Annotated in this window: 20 protein-coding genes; 17 read left to right on the top strand and 3 right to left on the bottom strand. The window is 40.5% G+C overall.

Annotation, left to right across the window (positions count from 1 at the left end):
- The first annotated feature begins 54 nt into the window (after positions 1-54).
- The 9 genes from E7276_RS03850 (at position 55) to E7276_RS03810 (ending at position 9,412) form a co-directional block, all read left to right on the top strand.
- Positions 55-999 (top strand): flavodoxin family protein, encoded by a 945-nt coding sequence (locus E7276_RS03850; RefSeq protein ID WP_294213954.1) that lies wholly within the window; start codon positions 55-57, stop codon positions 997-999.
- Positions 1,000-1,024: 25 nt separating this feature from the next.
- On the top strand, positions 1,025-3,058 hold the full coding sequence (locus E7276_RS03845; RefSeq protein ID WP_294213951.1) for an oxidoreductase: 2,034 nt from the start codon (positions 1,025-1,027) through the stop codon (positions 3,056-3,058).
- A gap of 221 nt (positions 3,059-3,279) precedes the next feature.
- A complete protein-coding gene (buk, locus tag E7276_RS03840; RefSeq protein WP_294213949.1) occupies positions 3,280-4,380 on the top strand; it encodes a butyrate kinase in 1,101 nt (366 codons plus the stop codon).
- Between the two features lie 155 nt (positions 4,381-4,535).
- Positions 4,536-5,831: a thiolase family protein gene (locus E7276_RS03835; protein WP_294213948.1), complete on the top strand. Its 1,296-nt coding sequence runs from the start codon at positions 4,536-4,538 to the stop codon at positions 5,829-5,831.
- Between the two features lie 14 nt (positions 5,832-5,845).
- Entirely contained in the window at positions 5,846-6,265 is a 420-nt protein-coding gene (locus E7276_RS03830) for a Zn-ribbon domain-containing OB-fold protein (protein ID WP_294213946.1), read from the top strand.
- Positions 6,266-6,423: 158 nt separating this feature from the next.
- Positions 6,424-6,663, top strand: coding sequence for an acyl carrier protein (locus E7276_RS03825; protein ID WP_294213944.1), 240 nt, complete (start codon positions 6,424-6,426; stop codon positions 6,661-6,663).
- A 105-nt stretch (positions 6,664-6,768) separates the two neighbouring features.
- Positions 6,769-7,773, top strand: a complete 1,005-nt coding sequence (locus E7276_RS03820) for a phosphate acyltransferase (RefSeq protein ID WP_294213942.1) — start codon at positions 6,769-6,771, stop codon at positions 7,771-7,773.
- A gap of 98 nt (positions 7,774-7,871) precedes the next feature.
- Positions 7,872-8,258, top strand: coding sequence for a holo-ACP synthase (locus E7276_RS03815; protein WP_294213940.1), 387 nt, complete (start codon positions 7,872-7,874; stop codon positions 8,256-8,258).
- A 185-nt stretch (positions 8,259-8,443) separates the two neighbouring features.
- Positions 8,444-9,412, top strand: coding sequence for a sugar phosphate isomerase/epimerase family protein (locus E7276_RS03810; RefSeq protein ID WP_294213938.1), 969 nt, complete (start codon positions 8,444-8,446; stop codon positions 9,410-9,412).
- A 62-nt stretch (positions 9,413-9,474) separates the two neighbouring features.
- On the opposite strand, the gene E7276_RS03805 is transcribed toward E7276_RS03810, so the two are convergent.
- Positions 9,475-10,563, bottom strand: coding sequence for a haloacid dehalogenase-like hydrolase (locus tag E7276_RS03805; RefSeq protein ID WP_294213936.1), 1,089 nt, complete (start codon positions 10,561-10,563; stop codon positions 9,475-9,477).
- 156 nt (positions 10,564-10,719) lie between these two features.
- Positions 10,720-12,075, bottom strand: coding sequence for a helix-turn-helix transcriptional regulator (locus E7276_RS03800; RefSeq protein ID WP_294213935.1), 1,356 nt, complete (start codon positions 12,073-12,075; stop codon positions 10,720-10,722).
- 194 nt (positions 12,076-12,269) lie between these two features.
- Here E7276_RS03800 and E7276_RS03795 point away from each other — a divergent pair, with 194 nt between their 5' ends.
- The 8 genes from E7276_RS03795 to E7276_RS03760 all read left to right on the top strand — a co-directional run bounded on the left by E7276_RS03795 (position 12,270) and on the right by E7276_RS03760 (position 21,809).
- Complete coding sequence (locus E7276_RS03795) at positions 12,270-13,580, top strand: hypothetical protein (protein WP_294213933.1); 1,311 nt, start codon at positions 12,270-12,272, stop codon at positions 13,578-13,580.
- Positions 13,581-13,646: 66 nt separating this feature from the next.
- A complete protein-coding gene (locus E7276_RS03790; protein ID WP_294213931.1) occupies positions 13,647-14,714 on the top strand; it encodes a GntR family transcriptional regulator in 1,068 nt (355 codons plus the stop codon).
- 178 nt (positions 14,715-14,892) lie between these two features.
- A complete protein-coding gene (gene araA / locus E7276_RS03785) occupies positions 14,893-16,389 on the top strand; it encodes an L-arabinose isomerase (RefSeq protein ID WP_294213929.1) in 1,497 nt (498 codons plus the stop codon).
- A gap of 24 nt (positions 16,390-16,413) precedes the next feature.
- Positions 16,414-18,009 carry a xylulokinase gene (locus tag E7276_RS03780; RefSeq protein ID WP_294213928.1) on the top strand — a complete coding sequence of 532 codons (1,596 nt, stop codon included), beginning with the start codon at positions 16,414-16,416 and terminating at the stop codon, positions 18,007-18,009.
- Between the two features lie 154 nt (positions 18,010-18,163).
- Entirely contained in the window at positions 18,164-18,859 is a 696-nt protein-coding gene (locus tag E7276_RS03775) for an L-ribulose-5-phosphate 4-epimerase (protein WP_294213925.1), read from the top strand.
- Positions 18,860-19,066: 207 nt separating this feature from the next.
- On the top strand, positions 19,067-20,596 hold the full coding sequence (locus E7276_RS03770) for a glycoside hydrolase family 43 protein (protein ID WP_294213922.1): 1,530 nt from the start codon (positions 19,067-19,069) through the stop codon (positions 20,594-20,596).
- Between the two features lie 18 nt (positions 20,597-20,614).
- Positions 20,615-21,568, top strand: coding sequence for a glycoside hydrolase family 43 protein (locus tag E7276_RS03765; protein ID WP_442960441.1), 954 nt, complete (start codon positions 20,615-20,617; stop codon positions 21,566-21,568).
- Entirely contained in the window at positions 21,561-21,809 is a 249-nt protein-coding gene (locus E7276_RS03760) for a DUF6171 family protein (protein ID WP_294213916.1), read from the top strand. Before E7276_RS03765 ends, E7276_RS03760 begins: the two co-directional genes overlap by 8 nt.
- Before the next feature lie 50 nt (positions 21,810-21,859).
- Here the strand turns inward: E7276_RS03760 and E7276_RS03755 are convergent, their stop codons facing one another.
- A complete protein-coding gene (locus E7276_RS03755; RefSeq protein WP_294213912.1) occupies positions 21,860-22,780 on the bottom strand; it encodes an ArsR/SmtB family transcription factor in 921 nt (306 codons plus the stop codon).
- Positions 22,781-22,856: the final 76 nt, after the last annotated feature.

Raw genomic sequence — 22,856 nt, 5'->3', positions numbered from 1 at the left:
AAAAGATTGTTATATTTTTATCAAAGTCAAAACGTAAAAGGAGAAATTAGAATAATGGCAATCAAAGTTATGGGTGTTGCTGCCGGAAGAAAAGACAGTAACAGCGAGATTTTATTAAAGGAAGCCCTCATTGCATGCGAGGAGGCAGGCGCAGAGGTCACAATGATTAACCTTAGAGATTACAACCTTATGGATTGTATCGGATGTACTTCATGTACTATCGGAATGTCACAGGGTAAGAACGTAGGATGCGTTCTTGATAAAAAGGATGACAAGAAGAAAATCATGGAGACACTTTTAAATCAGGATGCTGTAATCTATTCAGTTCCTACATATGATTTAATGCCTGCATCAAACTATCTTACATTTGCTCAGCGTAGCTTAAGCTATGAGACAGCATTCCTTGAGACAATTGGTGCAATCCAGCACAAGGATCGTGTGGCTGGTCTTATTTCAGTTGGTGGTTCTACAAGAGCATGGCAGTCAATGGCACTTGAAGGACTTCAGGCAACAATGTTTACAACAGATATGCAGGTTGTAGATATGATGCTTGCAACAAGAGTTCCAGGTCCTGCACAGGTACTTCTTAATGATGACCTTATTGCAAGAGCTCACAAGATGGGTGAGAACATCATCAAGGCTGTTAATACACCAGTTGAAGAAAGAGGATGGCTTGGTGAAGAGGACATGGGATGGTGTCCAAACTGCCACTCTAACGCTTTAGTACTCGGTGAGATGCAGTGGGATGGACTTCATTATCCAATCGAGTGTCAGGTTTGTGGAGCAGGTGGAAACCTTGAGCAGACAGCAGATGGAAAGTGGAAATTCGTTATCCAGAAGGATGGTCTCTTAAAGGACAGAACTACTGTAGCTGGTCGTGCAAAGCATCTTGAGGAGATTGCTCATACACAGGGTGGATTCTTTGAAAATCCTGAAAATAAGGAAATCGTTGCTAGCAAGATTGGCAGATACAAGAACAAGACATTCAAGGGAATCTAATTCCGTTTGGAAGGAGAAATATTTTATGAAATTCGAACATTTAATGAGTCCTATGAAAGTAGGAAATGTAACTTACAAGAACCGTATCGTAAGTGCACCAATGGCATTTGGTCTTATCGTACAGAATCCAGAGGCTAGAGATTTTACATATAGAAAGCTCGAGAGTGGTGCAGCAGGCGGAAATGCATGCGTAATCGTAGGTGAAACAGACGTCAACTTCAAGGACGCTGTACGTATCCCTGGTTTTAGACCATTTGATTTTGCTAAGCCAGAAGAGGATATGGATACATTTAACGCAGTGGCAGAGTATGCAAAGCGTATTAAGTCTCATGATTGTATCGCACTTGCAGAGCTTGTTCACTGTGGAAAAGAAAAGGTTCCATTTAGACCAGAGGAAGAGGCAATTGGACCAGTTGAGTGCACAAACCTTGCAGGCGTACATGTTCGTCCAATGACAAAGGATGATATGGACCGTATCGCAAATGACTTTGCTGTAGCTGCTACATATATGCAGAAGGCAGGCTTTGATGGTGTCCTCATCCATGGTGGACACGGCTTCTTATTTACACAGTTCTTAAGCCCACTTATGAACACAAGAACTGATGAGTACGGCGGATCACTTGAAAACCGTGCTAAGTTCCCAATCCAGATTATCAAGGCTATGCGTGAGGCAGTTGGCCCTGACTTCTTGATTGAGCTTCGTATCGATGGAACAGATCATCAGGAGGGTGGTATTACTCCAGATGAGACAGGAAGATTTATTAGCTGGGTAGAGGACTACATCACATCTGTTCACGTAACATGTGGTATTTACGAGGATTCAGTTAAGTCTGGTACAGAGAGCTCTATGTTCCATGAGCACGGACTTAACATTGAGCCAGCTTCTATTATTAAGAAATATACAAAGCTTCCAGTAGGTGCCGTTGGTGGTATCAACTCACCAGAGATGGGTGAAAAGGCAATTGCAGAGGGCAAGATTGATTTCATTATTCTTGGTCGTCAGATGCTTGCTGATCCACAGTTTGCTAATAAGTGCGCTTGCGGAGATTCAGATTGCATTCGTAGATGCTTACGCTGCTACCTTTGCTTCCCAGGTTCTCCAGAGGAAGGCTACACAGATTTACCATTCACAAGTGAGGAGCTTGCTCTTTATGTAGGACATTGCCGTATCAACCCACTTGCTCATTTACCATTTGACCCAGAGACACTTCCTGCTCCAGTAAAGAGCAATAAGGTTCTCGTAATCGGTGGTGGCGCAGCAGGTATGCAGGCTGCTATTACAGCATTTGATAGAGGTCACAAGGTAACTCTTTGCGATAAGGCAGATACACTTGGCGGACTTCTTTACTTTACAGATAAGGATATTGACAAGCCAGACCTTAGAAACTTCAAGAATGTTCTTATTCGTGAGGTTGAAAAGCGTGATATTGACCTTCGTCTTAACACAGAGGTTACACCAGAGTTCATTAAGGACTTCGGTGCAGATACAGTAATTATTGCTACTGGTTCACGTCCATCATGCCCACCAATCAAGGGTATTGAGAATGCTCATCAGGCAATGGAAGTTTATGATGATTCATTCAAGGTAGGCAAGAAGGTAGTTATGATCGGTGGCGGTCTTGTTGGATGCGAGACTGGTCTTAACCTTCAGAAGCAGGGCCATGAGGTAACAGTTGTTGAGATGCTTGACCGCGTTGCTAACGAGGCATTTGGTAGCTATCGTGAAGCTCTTGTTTGGGAAATGGAAAGATGCGGCATGAAGTCATTACCAAAGACAAAGTGTCTTGAGATTTTACCAAATGGTGTAAGAATCGAAAATGCAGATGGTGAGCAAACACTTGAGGCAGACACAATTCTTTTTGCTCTTGGAATGAAGACAGTTCCTTATGATGAGTTAAAGGCAGCTTGTGGAGATGCTGAGGTATTCATCGTTGGTGATGCAATTAAGCCAGGTCAGGTTGACCAGTGTACACGTTCTGGATATCTTGCAGCTGTTGATATTGCTAGACCAGAAAACTTTGTAGACCATGAGTACAGAGGAATTATCAATCCAGCCTAATGGGCAGTAAAAAGAGTTAAGCACTGTAATTTTACTTAAATATTAAAAGTCATGAGTTTTATGAGGGTGCAACATTTTTCTTTTAAATGTTGCACCCTTTTATTTTTGGGGATTGTATTTCGCAATAAATGAAAAAGATATATATACGTAAAAATATGATTTCATTTTGATTGTAACTACAATTAATTCATATAAAAAACTATCAGAGATAGGAGAATAAAATGAGTTATCGTATTTTAACAATTAATCCTGGCTCTACATCTACTAAAGTAGGTTGCTTCAACGGCGAAGAGCTTGAATTTTCAGTTAACGTTTCTCATGATGCTGCAAAGCTTGCTGAATTCGCAAGCATTAGCGATCAGCTTCCATATAGAAAGGAAGTTATCCTTGCAGAGCTTGAGAAAGCAGGAGTTGATTTGTCAACAGTTGATGCCTTCGTAGGCCGAGGCGGCGGACTTCTTGCGGTAGAAGGTGGTACATACAGAGTTAATGACATTATCTTAGATCATGCAAGACGTGGTGCTAATGGAATTCAGCACCCAGCACAGCTTGGTTCACAGATTGCAAACGAGTTTGCTTCACAGTACAACAAGCCAGCATTCGTAGTAAACCCACCAGATACTGATGAGTTTATCCTCGAAGCAAGAATGACAGGCATCAAGGGAGTCTACAGAGATTCTCATTTACACGCACTTAACCTTAAGGAGACTGCTATCAGACATAGTGAGCGGGGCGGTGTTAAGTACGAAGATAAAAACTATATAGTTTGTCATATCGGTGGTGGTATTTCTATTTCAGCACACCGTAAGGGCAAAATGATTGATGGAAATGACATCGTTGCAGGTGATGGTCCAATGGCTCCAACACGTTGCGGTTCTGTTCCAGCAGCACAGATGATTAGATACGCATATGATCATCCAGATAAGAAGGAGACACTTGCTCTTACTACAAAGACTGGTGGTTTCGTTAGCCATCTTGGCACATCTGATGCTCTTGAAGTATTCAATAGAGCTGAGGCAGGCGATAAGGAAGCAAAGCTTATCTGGGATACAATGACATACCAGATTATCAGATACATTGGCTCAATGGCAGCTGTACTTCACGGTCAGGTTGATGGAATTCTTCTTGGCGGTGGAATGGTTCACAACAAGAAACTTGTTGCTGATATTACAGATGCTTGTTCATGGATCGCTGAAGTTACAGCATACCCAGGAGAGTTCGAGCTTGAGGCAATGGCTGCCGGCGCTATCCGTGTCCTGGAGGGCAAGGAAGAGGCTAAGGAATATACGGGAGATCCATGTTGGACACCTGATAACGTATAAAAGTGTTTAATAGTCCTTACACTAATTAGGACTTTAAATGAGCTTTGTAGGTAGCAAGCTCTTAGATCTCTCAAGTGAGACGTTTTAGTCGAACGGAGAGATACTAAGGCTTGTGACCGTAACAAAGCGGATTATATTAAAAAGGAGATTATGAGATGAATCAGACAAAGGTTAATAAGTATTCTCGTAGCGTTTCTATTATCGGCGTTGGCTGTACCCCTTTTATGTACACAGTTGATAATCCAGAAACAGACGGTCTTACAGAGGGAGAGTTATTTGGATACGCAGCACTTAAGGCAATGGAAGATGCTGGTGTTAATCCACAGGACATTGATTTCTATTTCCATGGTGAGGCTTCACCACTTCACCAGTCAGATTACCTTACACCAAACGTACAGATTGCTAACTGGTTTGGTATGAAGGGAAAGGCTTCTATCCACCATTCAGAGGCTTGCTGTACAGGTTACTATGCAATTGAGCAGGCTGTTAACGCAGTAGCATCTGGTAAGTACAACTGCGTACTTTCAGGTTGTGTTGAGTTTGGTGATAGCTGTGCAATCGGAAATCACCCATACAAGAGAGAAAAGCTTACAATGGAGAAATTCCTCCAGACAACAGCTTGGCTCTACGATAGAACTTACACACGTTCACTTATGGCTGGTCAGGAGCTTATCTATGATGATGCTGCTGAGTGGTACAAGAGAACACGTGGACTTACAGATGAGCAGATGGATGATACAATCAACCATATGTCAATCAACAATAGAAAGAACGCTTCTATGGACGAGCTTGCTATCGAGCGTCGTACATATGAAGAGATTGCTAAGGAAGCTGGCTTTGATGATGTTATGGATTACATGCGTAGCCCATACAACCCAAAGAACGGTGACTTCCTTAGAATGAGTGGTATCGAGCTTAAGTGTGACGGTGCAGCAGCAGTTATCGTTTGTGCTACAGATATGGTAGACAAATACATGGGCAACAAGAACCATAAGCCAATCGAAGTTCTTGGTTGCGGTTGTGCAGCTTGCGAGGCTACAACACCTCACTTCGAAGTTAGAGCAACAGAAGAAGCAGTTCGTCAGGTATACGAAGTAACAGAGTGCAAGCCAGAAGAAATCGATATCTTCTATGCAAACGACTTCATCATCACATCACACCTTGTATCAGCAGAAATCGCTGGCTACTTACCATATGGTGAGGGCTGGAAGTACATCTGCGAAGGTAGAACAGCTTACGATGGAGACAAGCCAATTAATACTAATGGTGGTAGAACTTCATTTGGTCATGCTCATGCAGCATCAGGTCTTGCTGACCTTTACGAATGCGTAAAGCAGATGCGTGGCGAGTGTGGTGAGAGACAGGTTAAGAAGCTTCCAAAGACAGCTATGTTACGTGGATACGGCGGAGCTCAGAATATCTGTACTTATATCATTAGAACAATCGATTAATTGGAGGTGTCGAAATGGCAATTAAGTTAGAAAAAGTCGTTCAGGGCTTCTATGATCGCCTTGAAGAAGGAAAAATTTGTGGTAGAAAGTGCCCTAAGTGTGGCGCTGTAGAATTCCCACCAGTATATGCATGCAACTCATGCGGTAATCTTGAGACAGAGTGGTATGAGATTTCTGGTAATGCAAAAATGCATTCAATCGTTATGCCAGCAGCTCTTTCATCAAAGCCAGAGTACAAGGCTCTTGGTAAGTTTGCTTATGGCGAAATCGAGCTTGAAGAAGGCTCTCGTCTTAACGCAGTAGTACGTGGCATCTCAAAGAAGTCTCGTAAGGAGCTTCTTGACAAGCTTCCACTTGATGTACACGCAGCAATCTACCAGCGTGACGGCTACAAGACAGTAGTTTTCGATCTCGACGAAAAGTATTTACAGTAAAACGAAAAGTCGAAATAAGTTGTACTTATTTGAATTGTTTTGGTAAAGGAGCCTGTAGGTAACAAGCTCTTAGGTTTCTCAAGGGAGACGTGCTGTCGACCGGAGAAACACTAAGGCTTGTGACCGTAACAGGCGTCAAATAGAAAGGATGTAAAGAAATGGAAAGAAAAGAATTAGAAGCACAGATTATTGAGATGGTAGCAAAATGCTATAACGTTGATGCAGCAGGTCTTTCAATGGAGACAACATTTAAGGATGACCTTAAGGGTGCATCAGTACTTATGGTAGGCCTTGTATCTGAAATCGAGAACGAGCTTGACGCTATGATTGCACTTCAGGATGCAGCAGCTTGTGCAACAATCGGAGAACTTGTTGATAAGGTTGAAAACGAACTCTAATTTGTGAAACAAATTCGAGTTCCAACCCCGAGCCTTTCCGTAGGAAACTTTAATGGCTCGGGTTCCAAAGGAAATGTAATTCCTAAAATATAAAAGGAGAAAATCATGAGCGTACTTGATAAGATTTACGAGAAGGCTAAGGCCAACCCTCAAAAGGTTGCGTTCCCAGAAGCCGAGAATGAGAAAATGATGCAAGCCGCTTACGAGTGTGGACAGGAAGGATACATTGTTCCTATACTTGTTGGTAACAGTGCTCGCATCAAAGAGCTCATAGCTGAGAGAGGCTATGACGAGTCAGTATTTACAATCGTAGATATCGCTGACGAAGCTTATAAGAATGACGTTGTTGCAAAATATGTTGCATTGCCTAATACTGTTCTTAAGGAAAAGGCACTTGGACGTCGTATGGAGAATCCACTTTATTACGCAATGGCTATGCAGGCTGTTGGCGAGGCAGATGTTACATTTGCTGGTATTGATAACACAACAGGAGATGTTCTTCTTGCAGGACAGATGATTATCGGTCTTAAGGAAGGCATCAGCACAGTTTCATCAATCGGACTTTGCGATATTCCAGGATTCCAGGGAAGCGAAGGACAGCTTCTTGCAGTTGGTGACAGTGCAGTATGTACTAATCCATCAGCGGAGCAGCTTGCTGATATTGCTATTTCAGCATGCGATACAGTTAAGGGACTTCTTGATTGGGAGCCAAGATGTGCAATGGTTTGCTATTCAACACTTGGTTCAGGTCAGGGTGAGCTTATCGACAAGGTTAAGGAAGCTCTTGCAATTGCAAATGAGAAGCGTCCAGACCTTGATATTGATGGTGAGTTCCAGCTTGATGCAGCTATTGTTCCTGCAGTAGCAGCAAAGAAGGTAAATCGCGAGAGCAAGGTTGCAGGTAAGGCAAATGTTCTTATCTGGCCAGATCTTAACGTAGGTAACACAGCAGTTAAGCTTATTCAGCAGTTTGGGCATGCAGATGCTTACGGACCAATGCTTCAGGGCTTCAACAGCATTGTATGTGATTGCTCAAGAGGGGCACCTGTTTCAGAGATTAAGGGTAATGTAATTATTTCTGCAGTTCGTGCACTTGGACAAAAAAAGTAGACAGGAGGGCCCCACTTGTGGGAGTGGCCTGTCTACCACAGCAGGCCCATTGCCGAAGGCAATTTGCATGGGCCTAGCTTTCCAGTATAATGTAGACTATGAGTAATGTTCTAGGGGTCGGAATTGACCTGGTATCGATAAGTGAAATAAAGGATTTAGACGAGAGGACACACGGCGCTTTCGTTGACAAAACCTACACTGATGGAGAAAAAGAGGATGCTAATGCCACGTCTGATTTTTACCAGTTTTTAGCAGGAAGGTTTGCAGTTAAGGAAGCTGTCTTCAAAGCTATTTGCGGCAATTTCACAGATATCGAATTTGATTTTAGACAAGTGGAAACAAGGAGAATGCCAAATGGAGCACCAAAATTTGTGCCATCGATAGAACTCCTTAAGATATTAAATGATATAGGTGCCAGTGATATCCTTATTTCCATTTCAAATCAGGGAGATTCGGCCATAGCCATAGCAGAACTTATAAAATAAGCAACAAAGCCATTAGTTGCAAAAAAATAAAGATTTAATTGCACAAGTCAGGTCATCATATAGGTGGCCTGATTTTCTTTTGCAATAAAATGTAAAAATAAAGAAACCTTTATATATTCCAACAGTTAGCCAATAACTAAAATTATAAGTAAGAAAAAGGTTGGAATATCTAGGAGGATTATCAAATGAAAATAGGTGTTTGTTCAAATGTTAGAGGAGATTTACCTTGGAGAGAGGCTCTTGAATATTTTGCGTCAAAAGGAATTCAGTGTGTTGAGGTAGGTGTAGGTGGATACCCTGGAAAGGACCACTGCGATGCCGATGTGCTTTTAAATGATGAAGCTGCTTATGCTGAGTGGAAAAAGGCTCTTGATGACACTGGAATAACTGTATCAGGTTTCTCTTGCCACTCAAACCCTGTTCATCCAAACAAGGAGTTTGCAGCAGAATCAGACAAGGCTATGCGCGATGCTGTTCTTATGGCGGAAAAATACGGTATTCACAATATCGAATGCTTCTCAGGATGCCCTGGTGACTTTGAAGGTGCAAAGTACCCTAACTGGGTTACATGCCCATGGCCAAATGACTTTGGTGAAATATTAGATTACCAGTGGAATGAAGTTCTCATCCCATATTGGAAGAATTTTGTAAAATTTGCAAAGGAACATGGAGTAACTCAAATTGGCTTAGAAATGCATCCAGGCTTCTGTGTATACAACACTCAGACATTGCTCAAGCTTCGTGAAGCTGTTGGCCCAGAAATCGGATGTAACTTTGATCCATCCCACATTATCTGGCAGGGCATGGACCCAGTAACTGTTATCCGTGCTTTAAAGGATGCTATTTTCCACGTACATGCAAAGGATACTAGAATCGACGAAAATAACACACGCCTCAACGGAGTACTTGATACAAAGTCATATGCAGACGAAATCAACCGCTCATGGATTTTCCGTTCATGTGGTTATGGAAACGACCGTCTCTACTGGAATGACATCATTTCAAACCTTAGAATGGTTGGCTATGACAAGGTAATGTGTATCGAGCACGAAGATTCACTTATGAGTCTTGATGAAGGACTTGATAAGGCTGTAGCATGCATGAAGGATACAGTCATCAAGGATGAAAAGCTTACAAACGCTCGTTGGATTTAATTAGAAAAAAGAGATTATAGGAATTTAAAAAGAGCCAGCTCAATGAGCTGGCTCAATCTGTATTATTGTTGTATTCTAGTAACTCCTGCACCGTAAATGGTGGTCCAATCATTTTTCATTGAAACTGGAATCCAACCTTCTTCGGCACATTTTTCATACATTTTTTCTGCAGAGGAAATCTTGCCATTTTCTCTTTCTGTGTCATCGCAGCATAGCATAAATGCAAGGCTCTGGTATTTATTGTCTGTAACAACAAATTTAGCCATACTGTAATCACCAGAGCTATTTCCAAAGGAAAGAACAGGCTGCTTACCGATTTCCTGCATAATAGCAGTAACCTTGTTCATCTTAAGATTCTTTATAAGGAATTCCCCACCTAATACAAGGGAGTCATCATCTGTTAATTGATAGGTTAATCCATCCTCGCCATTTTGATTCGTAGCCACAAGCGTTTCATCAGAACCAATAATCTGATTAGAAGGAATTGGAAGATTATCTTCTAGCAATCCTCTCAAAATCAATCTATCTGTACCAGAAACTACATAAACTGTAAAATCATTATCCTGCAAATAATTAATAACCTGAACCATTGGCTGATAGAATGCCTCGCCCTTGGTCATTCCTGAATATCCGCTCATAGGAGTGTTTGCAAAGGCCTTCACATAAGCCTTAAACTCATCCACAGTCATACCAGAAAAAGCTGAGGCGATTGCCTGACCATGCTCCACATTAAGGGTCTCCGGATAAACTCCCGTATTTGCAAATTCAACAACCTTTAAAGCTGTAGCCTTCTCAAACTCTGTAGCCTTATCTCTATAAGTAGGATCACCGAAAACTCTATACACCAAAAGCTGATGATCAAAGTACACAGGATCAGTTTCGCAGCATAGTGTACCATCCAAATCAAACACGGCTATTCTGTCTTCAACAGGAATATAATACTGACTATTTCTGTCCGTAATCTGAGCCATATAACTCTGAAGCTGTGTTTTTCCTGGCGCCGAATCGGTCCAATAAGATAGTGTAGAACTACCACTTGCTTCTGCAATTAGCGATGTGTTTGTAAAGGCAAGTAGAGAAAAAATGCATAAGATAGCAATAAACAATGAACGTAATGAATTTAGATTTTTTTTATCACTGATATTAGACATAATGTTTCTCCTTTTTTAGATTTTGGTTATTATTTATTTTAGCACTCTATTTTTTTATTGTTGTGAATCATTTGTGAATGGGTACACATTATTTATTTTCAATACTTTCGGAATGGAAGAAATCAATGTTAAATTTTAACGGCCTACCATTTTTGTTTATTGAAAATTGTTATAAAGGCTTATCAATTCGTTTCTATTTTTGCAGTTGGTCTTTTTCATAAGATTCTTCACGTGAAATTTCACGGTGGATTCTGTTATGAAGAGGTCAGCTGCTATTTCTTTATTAGATTTCATCTCAAGTATTTCATCTAATATTTGTATTTCCCTGGAAGAAAGAGAATATTTGTCAATAAATAAGCCATGGATATCTACAGCTTCGTTAGTTTGAGCTGGAACACCAACATATAGTTTTGAAAACAATAATGCAAAAAGAATCAAGGTAATAGCATAAAAAATGGAAATTACGAGGATTAACAGTGCATTGTCCTGGGCTAGATGAAATCTCATTAACATACCAATAGGTTCACCTACTCGACCTAGTAATAGACCAATTGGTGCAAGATAAAGATTATCTGTAGCAACAGCAATATCAAGGAAAATGATTGCTCTGTACACAGATATAAAGCCGCCTAAAAGGTAAGAAAACATCCAGGTGAGGAAAATGCCAGTTTGGTTATCTCGAAGCAGTGGCATAGAAAATGTAAATGTAAGTGCAATCAGACATAATACAAGTCCGATTTTACGGCTGCGGTCGTTGATAAAGCCTGCTATTACAAGTCCGATTGTGTAAAATAGACGCATAACTTCTACGTTCATGTGGAAGGCTGTGATATCTTCACTAGGAACAAAATATCCAAGGCCATTAATGATGCTGACAGTAAGAAGGGTTAAAACGACTATTTTGGTATAGTTTGATGCGATATCTGTAATACCTTCGGGAATTATTTCGCCCGTTTTTGTAATAGTTTTTTGATTTGTAAGCAATAAAATTATCGAGATAATACTGATGAATGCATATAAAAACAGGCAGTACTTACTTGTCATAAAAACATAAGTAGTATCAAATTTATATAGCAAATATGAGAAAACACAGCTTATACCTATGCCTGCTCCAAAAGAAATACCATAATAATCCCTAGGAACTATTTCAATGGTAAGTGTAACGTACCAGGCATAAAGAATGCCGATAGCAATGTTCATTAATAAGCCTATTGGTAGGCAAAAATGGAGTGGTGAAGATAATATGCTGAACACTGTAAGCATAAAATTAAGCGCTATTAAGCTTGCTAATTCTACTAGCTGTGATGGTCTGTTCTTGTAGAATCTAAGATAAGCACAGAAAATCACAATACCGATTCCTTGGAAAATTTTACCTAAGAACTGACCATAAAAATCAACATGATATGAATCGTAAAAATTGGTCAAATTATAGAACCAGGATAGGTACTGCGAACTGTTTAAGAAAAACAATAATCCAATTAAAATACTTATAAATGCGACTTTTTTCTTCATGTGTCTATTCTACCACTGTGAAATAGGGATAGGTAGAAAAATCAATGAAATACAGGGCTTCGAGATACTACCTATCCCAAAACTATCCCTTTAAAACGCGGACTTTTCGCAATTTGAACAAACTTTTCAACTATCCTTGCTCTCACATCTTATTTGTAAGTTTCCAATGGGAAATGGAAAGGAGAAAAGGATATATGAACAGAAAAAAGATAATGGCATTGGTGATGGCGATGGCTATGGTAGGTATGGTGGCAGCGCCTAGCATTACATCAGAAGCAGCAGGTTTAACGCAGGCGACTGACCCAAGCCAGGTGGTTTATGGAACTGTTTCTGAGGAGGACATAGAACTTCTAAGATCATTATTCGATGCAGAATGGTATTTGAATGAGAATCCAGAACTAGCTGAGTTCTTTGGTAATGATACAGAGGCATTGTTTAAACATTTTTATAAGTGCGGATTATTTGAGGGTAGAACTTGTAGTTCATTATTTGATCCAGCAGCCTATGCCAGCGCATATGGGGATTTGGAAGCAATGTACGGCAATAATATTTTGAAGTATTATGAGCACTACATTAAATCGACTCCAGAGGAAAAGGAACTTCGTCCATTGACGACAGTTGCAGCATGTGCTCAGGCAGGTGTAACTGTACATTCTATGGTTTCCAGCGATGTTCAAATAACTCCTATTGCATACATGATTGCTGAACGTTTGGGTACAAATGATTATGGTGCAGTGCAATCAGCTATTAATACTGCAGTTGCATCAGCTAAAACTAGTGGTGGCAGCGGTTCGGCAGAAAGATCAGAGGCTGGTGAGACGGTTGTTGTAACACCAGATGACACAGGAGAGGCTGTAATTGTAACACCAGCAGATAGTGAATCAGCCCTTTTGGCACAGGCTAAGGGATTACAGTTGGTTGGAACAATTACTATTGAGAGCGACTATGGCTGTGGTATGAAGGAAATCTCAATATACAGAGGTGTAACGGAAGGAACATATGCAGCATATGCGGGATATGTATCTGATATTAATACAGTTCCAGTTCAAACAATTGGTGCTTATACTGCGGCAGCTGATTCAAGTAATGCAGATATGCTTGATTGGAATTATCAAATTGCATATTTTGATACTGGAGCAGTAGTTGCTGGAACATCTACGGCATCGGGGATGTATGGCGATAATGCGCCTACTAGCGGAAACATTATTAGCAATCCATTGACTATTGGTGTTGCAACAGCTGAAAGTGAGAATTGCACAAGTGATACATCATTTGAATTTCCTAATGAAGTGGTGCCTACAGTCACAGAAAAAGCGTTTGTTGATGAGAATGGTACTGCAACCACAAGTTATAATGTGACAATTAATTTAGAAAACGCAACTTCAACAAGTGTTGATGCAACAATAGGTGTTTATAGTGAAAATACAGGCTTTGCATATGTAGGTGAATATACCATTGATGCATCAAATGCAGGATCAAATGCAGGTGAAGGCGACGGCAACTAATTCATTTAGAGATAGAAGCATAATATTAACTTTGAGTAATCTTATCTCTTTTGATATGATTAAATCATGGTTAATTCAAAGTATGAGCTAATAATTGAAGATATAAAAAAGGCCATCAATTCTGGAAAGGTTTTACCTAATCAAAAGATTCCTTCTGAGAATCAGTTGGCGGAAAAATATGGTGTAAGTCGTCAGACTGTCAGAAAGGCATTGGGATTTCTTATAGATAATGGATATTTGTACCCGGTACATGGTAGTGGAACTTTCGTTGTGGAGCGCAAAATCAAGCGCAAGCACACCAAAAATATCGCGGTAGTATCCACCTATATGACCGACTATATTTTTCCAAGGGTTATTCAGGGAATCAACCAAATCCTCGACGAGAATGGCTATAGCATTTTGCTAAAGACTACCAACAATTCCCGCAAGGGTGAGGCTTGGTGCATGGAGGAATTGCTTTCAAAGGATATTGATGGCATGATAATCGAACCGAGCCAGAGTGCAATCAGCTGTCAGCACCAGGTGCTTTACCAGCAGATGGATACCATGGGTATTCCATATGTATTTATTCAAAGCTGCTATGAGGAGATGATGGATAGACCTTATGTCATGCTTGATGATGTTGAGGGCGGTCGTCTAATTACAGAGCATCTTGTTAAATTGGGACACAAGCGAATTGCAGGTATTTTCAAAGCAGATGATAGCCAGGGGATTCTTCGTCACAAGGGTTACGTAAAGGCATTGCAGGAAGCTGGAATAGCTTACGATCCAGATATGGTCATCTGGTATCACACAAAGGACCGAGGAGTCAAACCAATGGAGGGGCTTCTTAGAATACTTGAGAGTGGCAAGGCTTGCCATGCAGTTGTTTGCTACAATGACGAAATAGCCTCAGATATTATCAAGGGACTTATAGCTATTGGTCGAAATGTTCCTCATGATATTTCAGTAACAGGCTTTGATAATTCATTGCTTAGTCATAGCAAAGGAATTACAACTATAGCTCATCCTCAGGAGGAGCTTGGCAAGAGAGCTGCTGAGACATTGATTGGTTTGATTAATGGTGCCATAACCAGAAGGGAAGCCCAGATTTTACTGGAACCAGAATTGGTAGAAAGAAAAAGTACACTATAACTTGTACAGTGCGTTTTGCACTTGTACATGGTTAATAAATCCCTATAATTTCATACTTTTAATGATGATAAATACAACTTGTACATGTATGTGTACAAGTTGTATTCTTTTTTTTAGGACATTTATTTAACGATGTGGGTTTACCACGCATTTTAGGAGTTTTAGGGAGGATTTTTAAATGAAGACACAATTAAACTACAAGTTTTGGTTCTGCACAGGATCACAGGATTTATATGGTGATGAGTGCTTATCACATGTTGCAGCACATTCTCAGGAAATCGTTGAGTGCTTAAACAAGTCAGGCCGACTTCCTTTTGAAGTTGTTTGGAAGCCAACTATGATTACAAACGAAGTAATCAGACGTACATTCAACGAGGCAAACAATGACCCAACATGCGCTGGTGTAATCACATGGATGCACACATTCTCACCTGCAAAGTCATGGATTCTTGGACATCAGGAATTCAGAAAGCCACTTTGCCACTTACATACACAGTACAATCGTGAGATTCCATATGAGACAATGGATATGGATTTCATGAATGAAAATCAGGCAGCTCACGGTGATAGAGAGTACGCTCACATTCTTTCTCGTATGGGAATTGAGAGAAAAACTATTGTTGGCTATTGGCAGGATGCAGAGGTTCAGGATAAAATAGCTACATGGATGCGTACAGCAGTAGGTATCGTAGAGTCTAGCCACATTCGTGTAATGAGAGTAGCTGACAACATGAGAAACGTTGCAGTTACAGAAGGTGACAAGGTAGAGGCTCAGCTTAAATTTGGTTGGGAAATCGATGCATATCCAGTAAATGAAATTGCAGAGGCAGTTGCAGCAGTTTCTCAGTCAGACACAAATGCACTTGTTGACGAATATTACAGCAAATATGATATCTGCCTTGAGGGTAGAGAGCCAGAGGAATTCAAAAAGCACGTTGCAGTTCAGGCTCAAATCGAGCTTGGCTTTGAAAGATTCCTTGAGGAGAAGAACTACCAGGCAATCGTTACTCACTTTGGTGATTTAGGAGCACTCAAGCAGCTTCCAGGTCTTGCTATTCAAAGACTTATGGAAAAGGGCTATGGCTTCGGAGCAGAAGGCGACTGGAAGGTTGCAGCTATGGTTCGCCTTATGAAGATTATGACAACAGGTATGAAGGACGCTAAGGGAACTTCAATGCTTGAGGATTACACATACAATCTTGTAAAGGGCAAGGAAGGTATTATTCAGGCTCATATGCTTGAGGTTTGCCCAACAATTGCTGATGGACCAATCCAGATTAAGTGCCAGCCACTTTCAATGGGTGACAGAGAGGATCCAGCTCGTCTTGTATTCCAGTCAAAGGAAGGAAAGGGTATTGCTACATCTCTTATCGACCTTGGAAACAGATTCCGTCTTATCATTCAGGATGTTGAATGCAAGAAGGTTGAGAAGCCACTTCCAAAGCTTCCAACAGCTATCAACTTCTGGACACCACAACCAGATTTCTACACAGGTACAGAGGCATGGCTTCTTGCAGGTGGCGCTCACCATACAGCATTTACATATGACCTTACAGCAGAGCAGATGGGAGATTGGGCTGCAGCAATGGGAATTGAAGCAGTTTACATCGACAAGGATACAAAGATTCGCGACTTCAAGCGCGACTTAGCTCTTGGTAACGTTGTATTTAGATAAAATAAATCTATGGGGGAAATTATTATGAACATTAATGAAGTGATTGCCGAGGGAAAGAAAACCGCCCTTGGTATCGAATTTGGTTCCACAAGAATCAAAGCAGTCCTTGTAGATGAGGACAATAAGGTTTTAGCCCAGGGTGACCATGAATGGGAAAACCATTTAGATAATGGCATCTGGACATATCCTTTGGAGGAGGTATGGGAAGGCCTTCAGGATTGCTACGGAAAACTAAAGCAAGACGTTTACAACAAATTTGATGTTAAGCTTACAAAGCTTGGGGCAATCGGATTCTCTGCCATGATGCACGGTTATCTTGCATTTGACAAAGATGATAATCTTTTAGTTCCATTTAGAACATGGAGAAATACAATTACAGGCGAGGCAGCAGCAGAGCTTAGCAAGGAGTTAAACTTTAACATGCCTCAGCGTTGGAGCATTTCTCACTACTATCAGTGTATTTTAAATAAGGAGCCACATGTTAAAAATGTAGCTTACTTTATGACATTAGCTTGCTATGTACACTACAAGATGACAGGAAAGAAGGTTGCAGGTGTCGGTGAGGCATCTGGAATGTTCCCTATTGATTCAAAAACATGCCAGTATGACAAGGCAATGCTTGAAAAATTCAATAAGCTTGCAGCAGCTCATGGCATTAATACAAAGGTAGAGGATTTACTTCCACAGGTACTTGTTGCAGGAGATGATGCTGGTGTACTTACAGAAGAAGGTGCAAAGCTTCTTGATCCAACAGGAGAATTAGAGGCAGGCTGCCCACTTGCTCCACCAGAGGGTGACGCTGGCACAGGTATGGTTGCAACAAACGCTGTTTCTGTAGGAACAGGTAATGTTTCTGCAGGTACATCTGTATTCTCAATGGTAGTTTTGGATAAAGCACTTTCAAAACCACATGAGGAAATCGATATGGTTACAACTCCAACTGGTGAGGCTGTAGCTATGGTTCACTGCAATAACTGTACATCTGATTTAAATTCATGGGTTGGCATTTTCAAGGAATTTGCTGATGCATTCGGAATCGATGTATCTATGAATGATATTTATGGTACACTTTACCGTAAAGCCCTTACAGAGGATAATAATTGCGGCGGTGTAGTTTCATTTAACTATTTTGGTGGCGAGCCAGTAGTTGGTGTAAACGAAGGACGTCCAATGATAGTTAGAAAGCCAGATGCAAAGTTTAGCCTTGCTAACTTTATGCGTTCTAACCTTTATGGAGCACTTGGTGTACTCAAGATTGGAAATGATATTCTTCTCAAGGAAGAAAAGGTTACAATCAAATCAATCACAGGTCACGGCGGATTCTTCAAGACAAAGGGGGTAGGCCAGTCAGTTCTTGCAGCTGCCCTCAATGCGCCTATCACTGTTATGGCAACAGCAGGTGAAGGCGGTGCATGGGGTATGGCAGTTCTTGCAAACTACTGTATCCGCGATAACAAGGATCAGTCATTACAGAATTACCTTGATGAAAGAGTGTTTGCAGGACAGGAGTCTACTACAATGGAGCCAGACCCAGAGATGGTTAAAGGCTACGACGAGTGGATTGTAGAATACAAAAAAGCACTTAAAGCTGAAGCTGCAGCCGTAGAATCTTGGCGATAGTTTAAGCTGCTGGTTACGGTCTCAATCCTATGATGTTACTCCGCTCAGCGTGGAATACTTCGCTTGAGCAACACATAGAGATTGATACCTACCAGCATTAAAATATTTCAAAGATGCTAGGCTGTATTCTTATAGCGTAGATAGGAGATTAGAAATGTTAGAAGAATTAAAGAAACAGGTTTATGAAGCAAACATGGAGCTTCCTAAGAGGGGTCTTGTAACCTACACTTGGGGAAATGTTTCAGGTATTGACCGCGAGAGCGGAATTTTTGCCATCAAACCTTCAGGTGTTGAATACGAAAATTTAAAGCCAGAGGATATGGTACTTGTAAATCTAGATGGTGAAGTAGTAGAAGGCAAATATAAGCCAAGCTCAGATACTGCTACTCATGTTGAGCTCTACAAGAAATACGATAATATTGGTGGTATCGTACATACTCATTCTACTTATGCAGTTGCTTGGGCACAGGCTGGTAGAGATATTCCTCTTTACGGCACAACACATGCAGATTATTTCTGTGGACCTATTCCATGCACAAGAAACCTTACCCCAGAGGAAATTGATGCAGCATATGAGGTAAACACAGGAAAAGTAATTATTGAGACATTTGAGGAAAGAGGTATCAATACAAAATATGTTCCTGGCGTAATTTGCAAGAACCACGGACCTTTCACATGGGGCAAGGATGCGGATCAGGCAGTTTACAACGCAGTTGTTCTTGAGGAAGTAGCAAAAATGGCGCTTTTCACAGAACAGGTAAATGCTCAGGTTGCTCCTGCACCAGATTGCATTAGAGATAAGCATTTTAATCGTAAGCACGGTGCAAATGCTTATTACGGACAAAATTAGAAAATTATTAACCTTCTCTTTTTAGTGGCTACCTTATGGTAGCCATTTTTTTAGCAAGAATTAATAATTATGTAAAATAATTTAGAAATAATTAAAATAAATCTTGTAAACTCTTCATGTATTTGGTACACTAAATACATCGTAGATCCAACATAATTAATGAGGCTTGATGTTTGGGTCACAGGATAATTAATAGGAGGACAGCACGTGAAAAAGCTTTTTTCATGTGTTTTGGCGATTTCTATGATGGGAAGTCTTGTGGCGTGCTCAGGCTCAGAGGAAAAGAATTTCACGGTGAACTATGATGATATTGCTACTGGCAATGTCTCTTCGGGCGTTTCAGTCCACGATCCATCTATTTTAGAAGTTGACGGCACATATTATATTTATGGTTCCCATATGACAGCTGCAAAAAGCACTGATTTACTTAATTGGGAATATATTGGCAATGGCTATTCTAGTACAAATCCTGTCTATGGACAGATTTATGATGTGGCAGACCAGGCCTTTGCGTATTCAGGCTCAAAGGACAGTTTGATTCCAACAGATGACGGCGGAACCCATGTGTGGGCACCGGATGTTATTTATAACGAAACCACAGGCCTATATTACATGTACTATTGCACCACTAGCACCTTTAATGCATCAAATCTTTGCTATGGTACATCCACATCACCAGAGGGACCTTTTGAATGGCAGGGACCTCTTATATATTCAGGCTTTAATATGCATACAATAGACGCTACTGATGTATATGATTATGTGGATGAGGACTATGCAAAAAAGAACTATATAAAGGCTGGTGCTTACAACTATGAGGATTATCCTAATGCGATTGATCCTACTGTTTTTTATGACAAAGATGGCCGTATGTGGATGACCTATGGTTCATGGTCAGGAGGAATATATCTGCTTGAATTAGACCCAAATACCGGTCTAGTTATACACCCCGAAGCAGATCCTGATAATAACGTGGACCCATATTTTGGCAAAAAGCTTTTAGGCGGCGGTCATATCTCTATTGAAGGTCCATACATTATGTATGACGAAGCCACAGATTACTATTATCTCTTTGTTTCTTATGGTGGGCTAACAAGCACTGGCGGCTATCAGATTAGAGTTTTCCGCTCTAAAACAGTAGATGGTGAATATGTTGATATGAATGGAAAGTACCCTGGAAAAAGCGCTATGCATCAGGACTATGGTTTGAAATTATCAGGAAATTACAAGCTTCCAAGCTTAGAAATGGCATACATGGCAACAGGTCATAACTCGGCATTTATAGACTCAGATGGCAAAATCTATTTAGTTTATCATACCAGATTTAATGATGGCGGAGAAAATCATTCTCCTAGAGTCCATCAAATGCTTATGAATGCAGAAGGCTGGCCATGCGATTTACCATATCAGACTAAGGGAGAAACTGTATCTGAGACTGGATATTCCAAGGACCAGGTAGTTGGCAGATATTTCATAATAAATCAAGGTACTGATATTTCTAGTGATATAGCAAATCCAAAGATTTTGTATCTAAATGATGATGGCACCTGTGAAGGTGACGGCATAACAGGTACATGGGAAATGCAAGATGGCACTTATTACATGAATATTACAATTGACCAAGTTAATTACAGTGGAGTGTTCTGTGAAATGCTAGATGAAGGCGACAATGAGGTTATGACATTCTCTGCTGTAGGGGAAAATGAGAGTTTATGGGGAACGAGGTTGATTCTCTAGAGGAGAAATTTGGAGGATATAGATTTGGATAAGGATTTTAAGTACAACAAACCATGGATTTTGCAGCGAGCGGATCCTTATGTATATAGGCACACTGACGGGAAATACTATTTTACCGCTTCAGTGCCAGAATATGACAAGATAGTCCTTAGATGTAGCGATACCTTAGAAGGACTTCAGGATGCCAAGGAAGTAGAAGTTTGGCATAAGCATGAGACTGGTCCAATGAGCAAGCATATTTGGGCACCTGAAATACATTTTCTCTTTGGAAAATGGTACATTTATTATGCTGGTGGCGAAGTAGAAGATATATGGAAAATACGTCCATATGTGTTAGAATGTCAGGGAAATAATCCTATGACTGACCCTTGGATTGAAAAGGGCAAAATGACTAGAGCAGACAGCGACGAGTTTTCGTTTGAGGCATTTTCTTTAGATGCCACAGTATTTGAAAATAAGGGAAGCTGGTATTATATTTGGGCTGAAAAAACTGGCGTTGGTAAACAGATTTCAAATCTCTATATAGCCAGAATGAAAAATGGATATACTCTTGAAACAGACCAGGTATTGCTCACCACTCCAGATTACGATTGGGAGCGCCACGGCTTTTGGGTAAACGAAGGCCCATCTGTAATCAAGAGAAACGGAAAGATTTTTATGACATATTCGGCAAGTGATACAGGAATCAACTACTGTATGGGCATGCTTGAAACCAGCGAAGATAGCGATTTACTGGACCCTCTTTCATGGAAAAAGTCCCGCTATCCAGTGCTTGCTTCATCTGCTGAGCATGTGGTATATGGCCCAGGTCATAACTCATTTACAGTGGATGAAGAGGGGAATGATATACTGGTATATCATGCTCGTACTGAGACAGAAATTGTAGGTGATCCATTATACAATCCGAATCGTCATGCTATGCTTATGAAAATAAGATGGGTGGATGGAAGACCAGTATTTAACTATGATTGAAAATAGAGTTTGTACCAGATGTCTCCTTAGAGATATGATCGATGGAGACATGGAAATGATAGAAAAATACAAATCTGCATTAAAGCAGGCTGACCAGGTGACTGATGATATATACGAAAAGCGCCTGGCAGTCTGCAAAGAATGTGAAAGACTTAATGCTGGCACATGCATGGCTTGCGGCTGCTATGTTGAGCTGAGAGCGGCCATGGCTGCAAGTCACTGCCCAAAGAAAAAATGGTAAAAAATAACTCTCTTCGGTGGATTAAATCCAAGAAGAGAGTTTTATTTTGCTTAATTTTTAGGCATATAGCTGAGGGATACTTTGATATCCTGTCCGTAATTTCCGAAGGATTTACCAAACAAAGTAACACCACCAACATGCTCAGCATCATCATCTACAGCAATTCTAAAATTAATAGGAGTGCTTGAATCTAATGCTAAATCACTGATAGTCAAATCAGAAATTTTAAGACCATCAATAAATGTTCCATGTCTGTTAACAACTAAAAGCTTAAGTAATCCGTATTGATTCCAATTTTGTGGCCACCAATCAGGAGTAAACATACCAAGTATATCGCCACCGAAATCACCAGGGCTTGTCCACATACCCAGCTTTTTATCATTGAGATAGAAAGAAATATCACTAGGCCAATTCTCATCCACACCAGGGGCCTCTGAGGAAATCTCAAAGGAAATGGAAATCTGTGTAATCTCGTTATTGCTAGGAACAAGATTTGGCAAGGTGTATTCTACATAGCCCTTTGTAAACCAAATGATATCAGCATTGAATCTATCTGGATGGCTAAAGTATCTGGCATCATCGATTTCACCAATAACGCTAGAGCTGTCAGCAAGACCACATGTAGGACAAACATTGAAGCTTGAGAATTGACCAACCTTTATAGAAGTTGCAAAAACATTTGATAGGTCAACAGGTTTTTCTATTTCAAGTACAATTTTATCCTGAATCACTGAACAAATCTTAGAATTTCCGTGGCTGGCTGATTCATTGGATGTGGAAATCAAACCACATTCTTCTAGCTTTTTAATGTGTCCTGTAAGGGCGCCATTACTAAGATTAAGCTGAGTAGCCAGCTGGTTCATACTCATGTGTCCATTTTCTAATAGTATATTTAATATTTGAATACGTACATCAGAGCCCAAAGCTTTAAAAAGTTCTAGTCCTTCGTCAAGGGAAGTGATATGAATCATAACACTTATTCTCCTTTTTAGAATAAATAATAATATTTTATATAATTATAAAATTCCCCATTTACAGTGTCAAATG

The sequence above is a fragment of the Pseudobutyrivibrio sp. genome, assembly GCF_015057185.1.
In the GTDB taxonomy this organism is placed as follows: domain Bacteria; phylum Bacillota; class Clostridia; order Lachnospirales; family Lachnospiraceae; genus Pseudobutyrivibrio.
The sequence above is the reverse complement of the archived record's forward strand: the minus strand, read 5'-3'. Positions and strand labels throughout refer to the sequence as shown.

Coding starts and splice junctions, on each gene's coding strand:
- E7276_RS03850 (WP_294213954.1), top strand. CDS start 55: ATGGCAATCAAAGTTATGGGTGTTGCTGCCGGAAGAAAAGACAGTAAC.
- E7276_RS03845 (WP_294213951.1), top strand. CDS start 1,025: ATGAAATTCGAACATTTAATGAGTCCTATGAAAGTAGGAAATGTAACT.
- buk (WP_294213949.1), top strand. CDS start 3,280: ATGAGTTATCGTATTTTAACAATTAATCCTGGCTCTACATCTACTAAA.
- E7276_RS03835 (WP_294213948.1), top strand. CDS start 4,536: ATGAATCAGACAAAGGTTAATAAGTATTCTCGTAGCGTTTCTATTATC.
- E7276_RS03830 (WP_294213946.1), top strand. CDS start 5,846: ATGGCAATTAAGTTAGAAAAAGTCGTTCAGGGCTTCTATGATCGCCTT.
- E7276_RS03825 (WP_294213944.1), top strand. CDS start 6,424: ATGGAAAGAAAAGAATTAGAAGCACAGATTATTGAGATGGTAGCAAAA.
- E7276_RS03820 (WP_294213942.1), top strand. CDS start 6,769: ATGAGCGTACTTGATAAGATTTACGAGAAGGCTAAGGCCAACCCTCAA.
- E7276_RS03815 (WP_294213940.1), top strand. CDS start 7,872: ATGAGTAATGTTCTAGGGGTCGGAATTGACCTGGTATCGATAAGTGAA.
- E7276_RS03810 (WP_294213938.1), top strand. CDS start 8,444: ATGAAAATAGGTGTTTGTTCAAATGTTAGAGGAGATTTACCTTGGAGA.
- E7276_RS03805 (WP_294213936.1), bottom strand. CDS start 10,563: ATGTCTAATATCAGTGATAAAAAAAATCTAAATTCATTACGTTCATTG.
- E7276_RS03800 (WP_294213935.1), bottom strand. CDS start 12,075: ATGAAGAAAAAAGTCGCATTTATAAGTATTTTAATTGGATTATTGTTT.
- E7276_RS03795 (WP_294213933.1), top strand. CDS start 12,270: ATGAACAGAAAAAAGATAATGGCATTGGTGATGGCGATGGCTATGGTA.
- E7276_RS03790 (WP_294213931.1), top strand. CDS start 13,647: ATGGTTAATTCAAAGTATGAGCTAATAATTGAAGATATAAAAAAGGCC.
- araA (WP_294213929.1), top strand. CDS start 14,893: ATGAAGACACAATTAAACTACAAGTTTTGGTTCTGCACAGGATCACAG.
- E7276_RS03780 (WP_294213928.1), top strand. CDS start 16,414: ATGAACATTAATGAAGTGATTGCCGAGGGAAAGAAAACCGCCCTTGGT.
- E7276_RS03775 (WP_294213925.1), top strand. CDS start 18,164: ATGTTAGAAGAATTAAAGAAACAGGTTTATGAAGCAAACATGGAGCTT.
- E7276_RS03760 (WP_294213916.1), top strand. CDS start 21,561: ATGATTGAAAATAGAGTTTGTACCAGATGTCTCCTTAGAGATATGATC.
- E7276_RS03755 (WP_294213912.1), bottom strand. CDS start 22,780: ATGATTCATATCACTTCCCTTGACGAAGGACTAGAACTTTTTAAAGCT.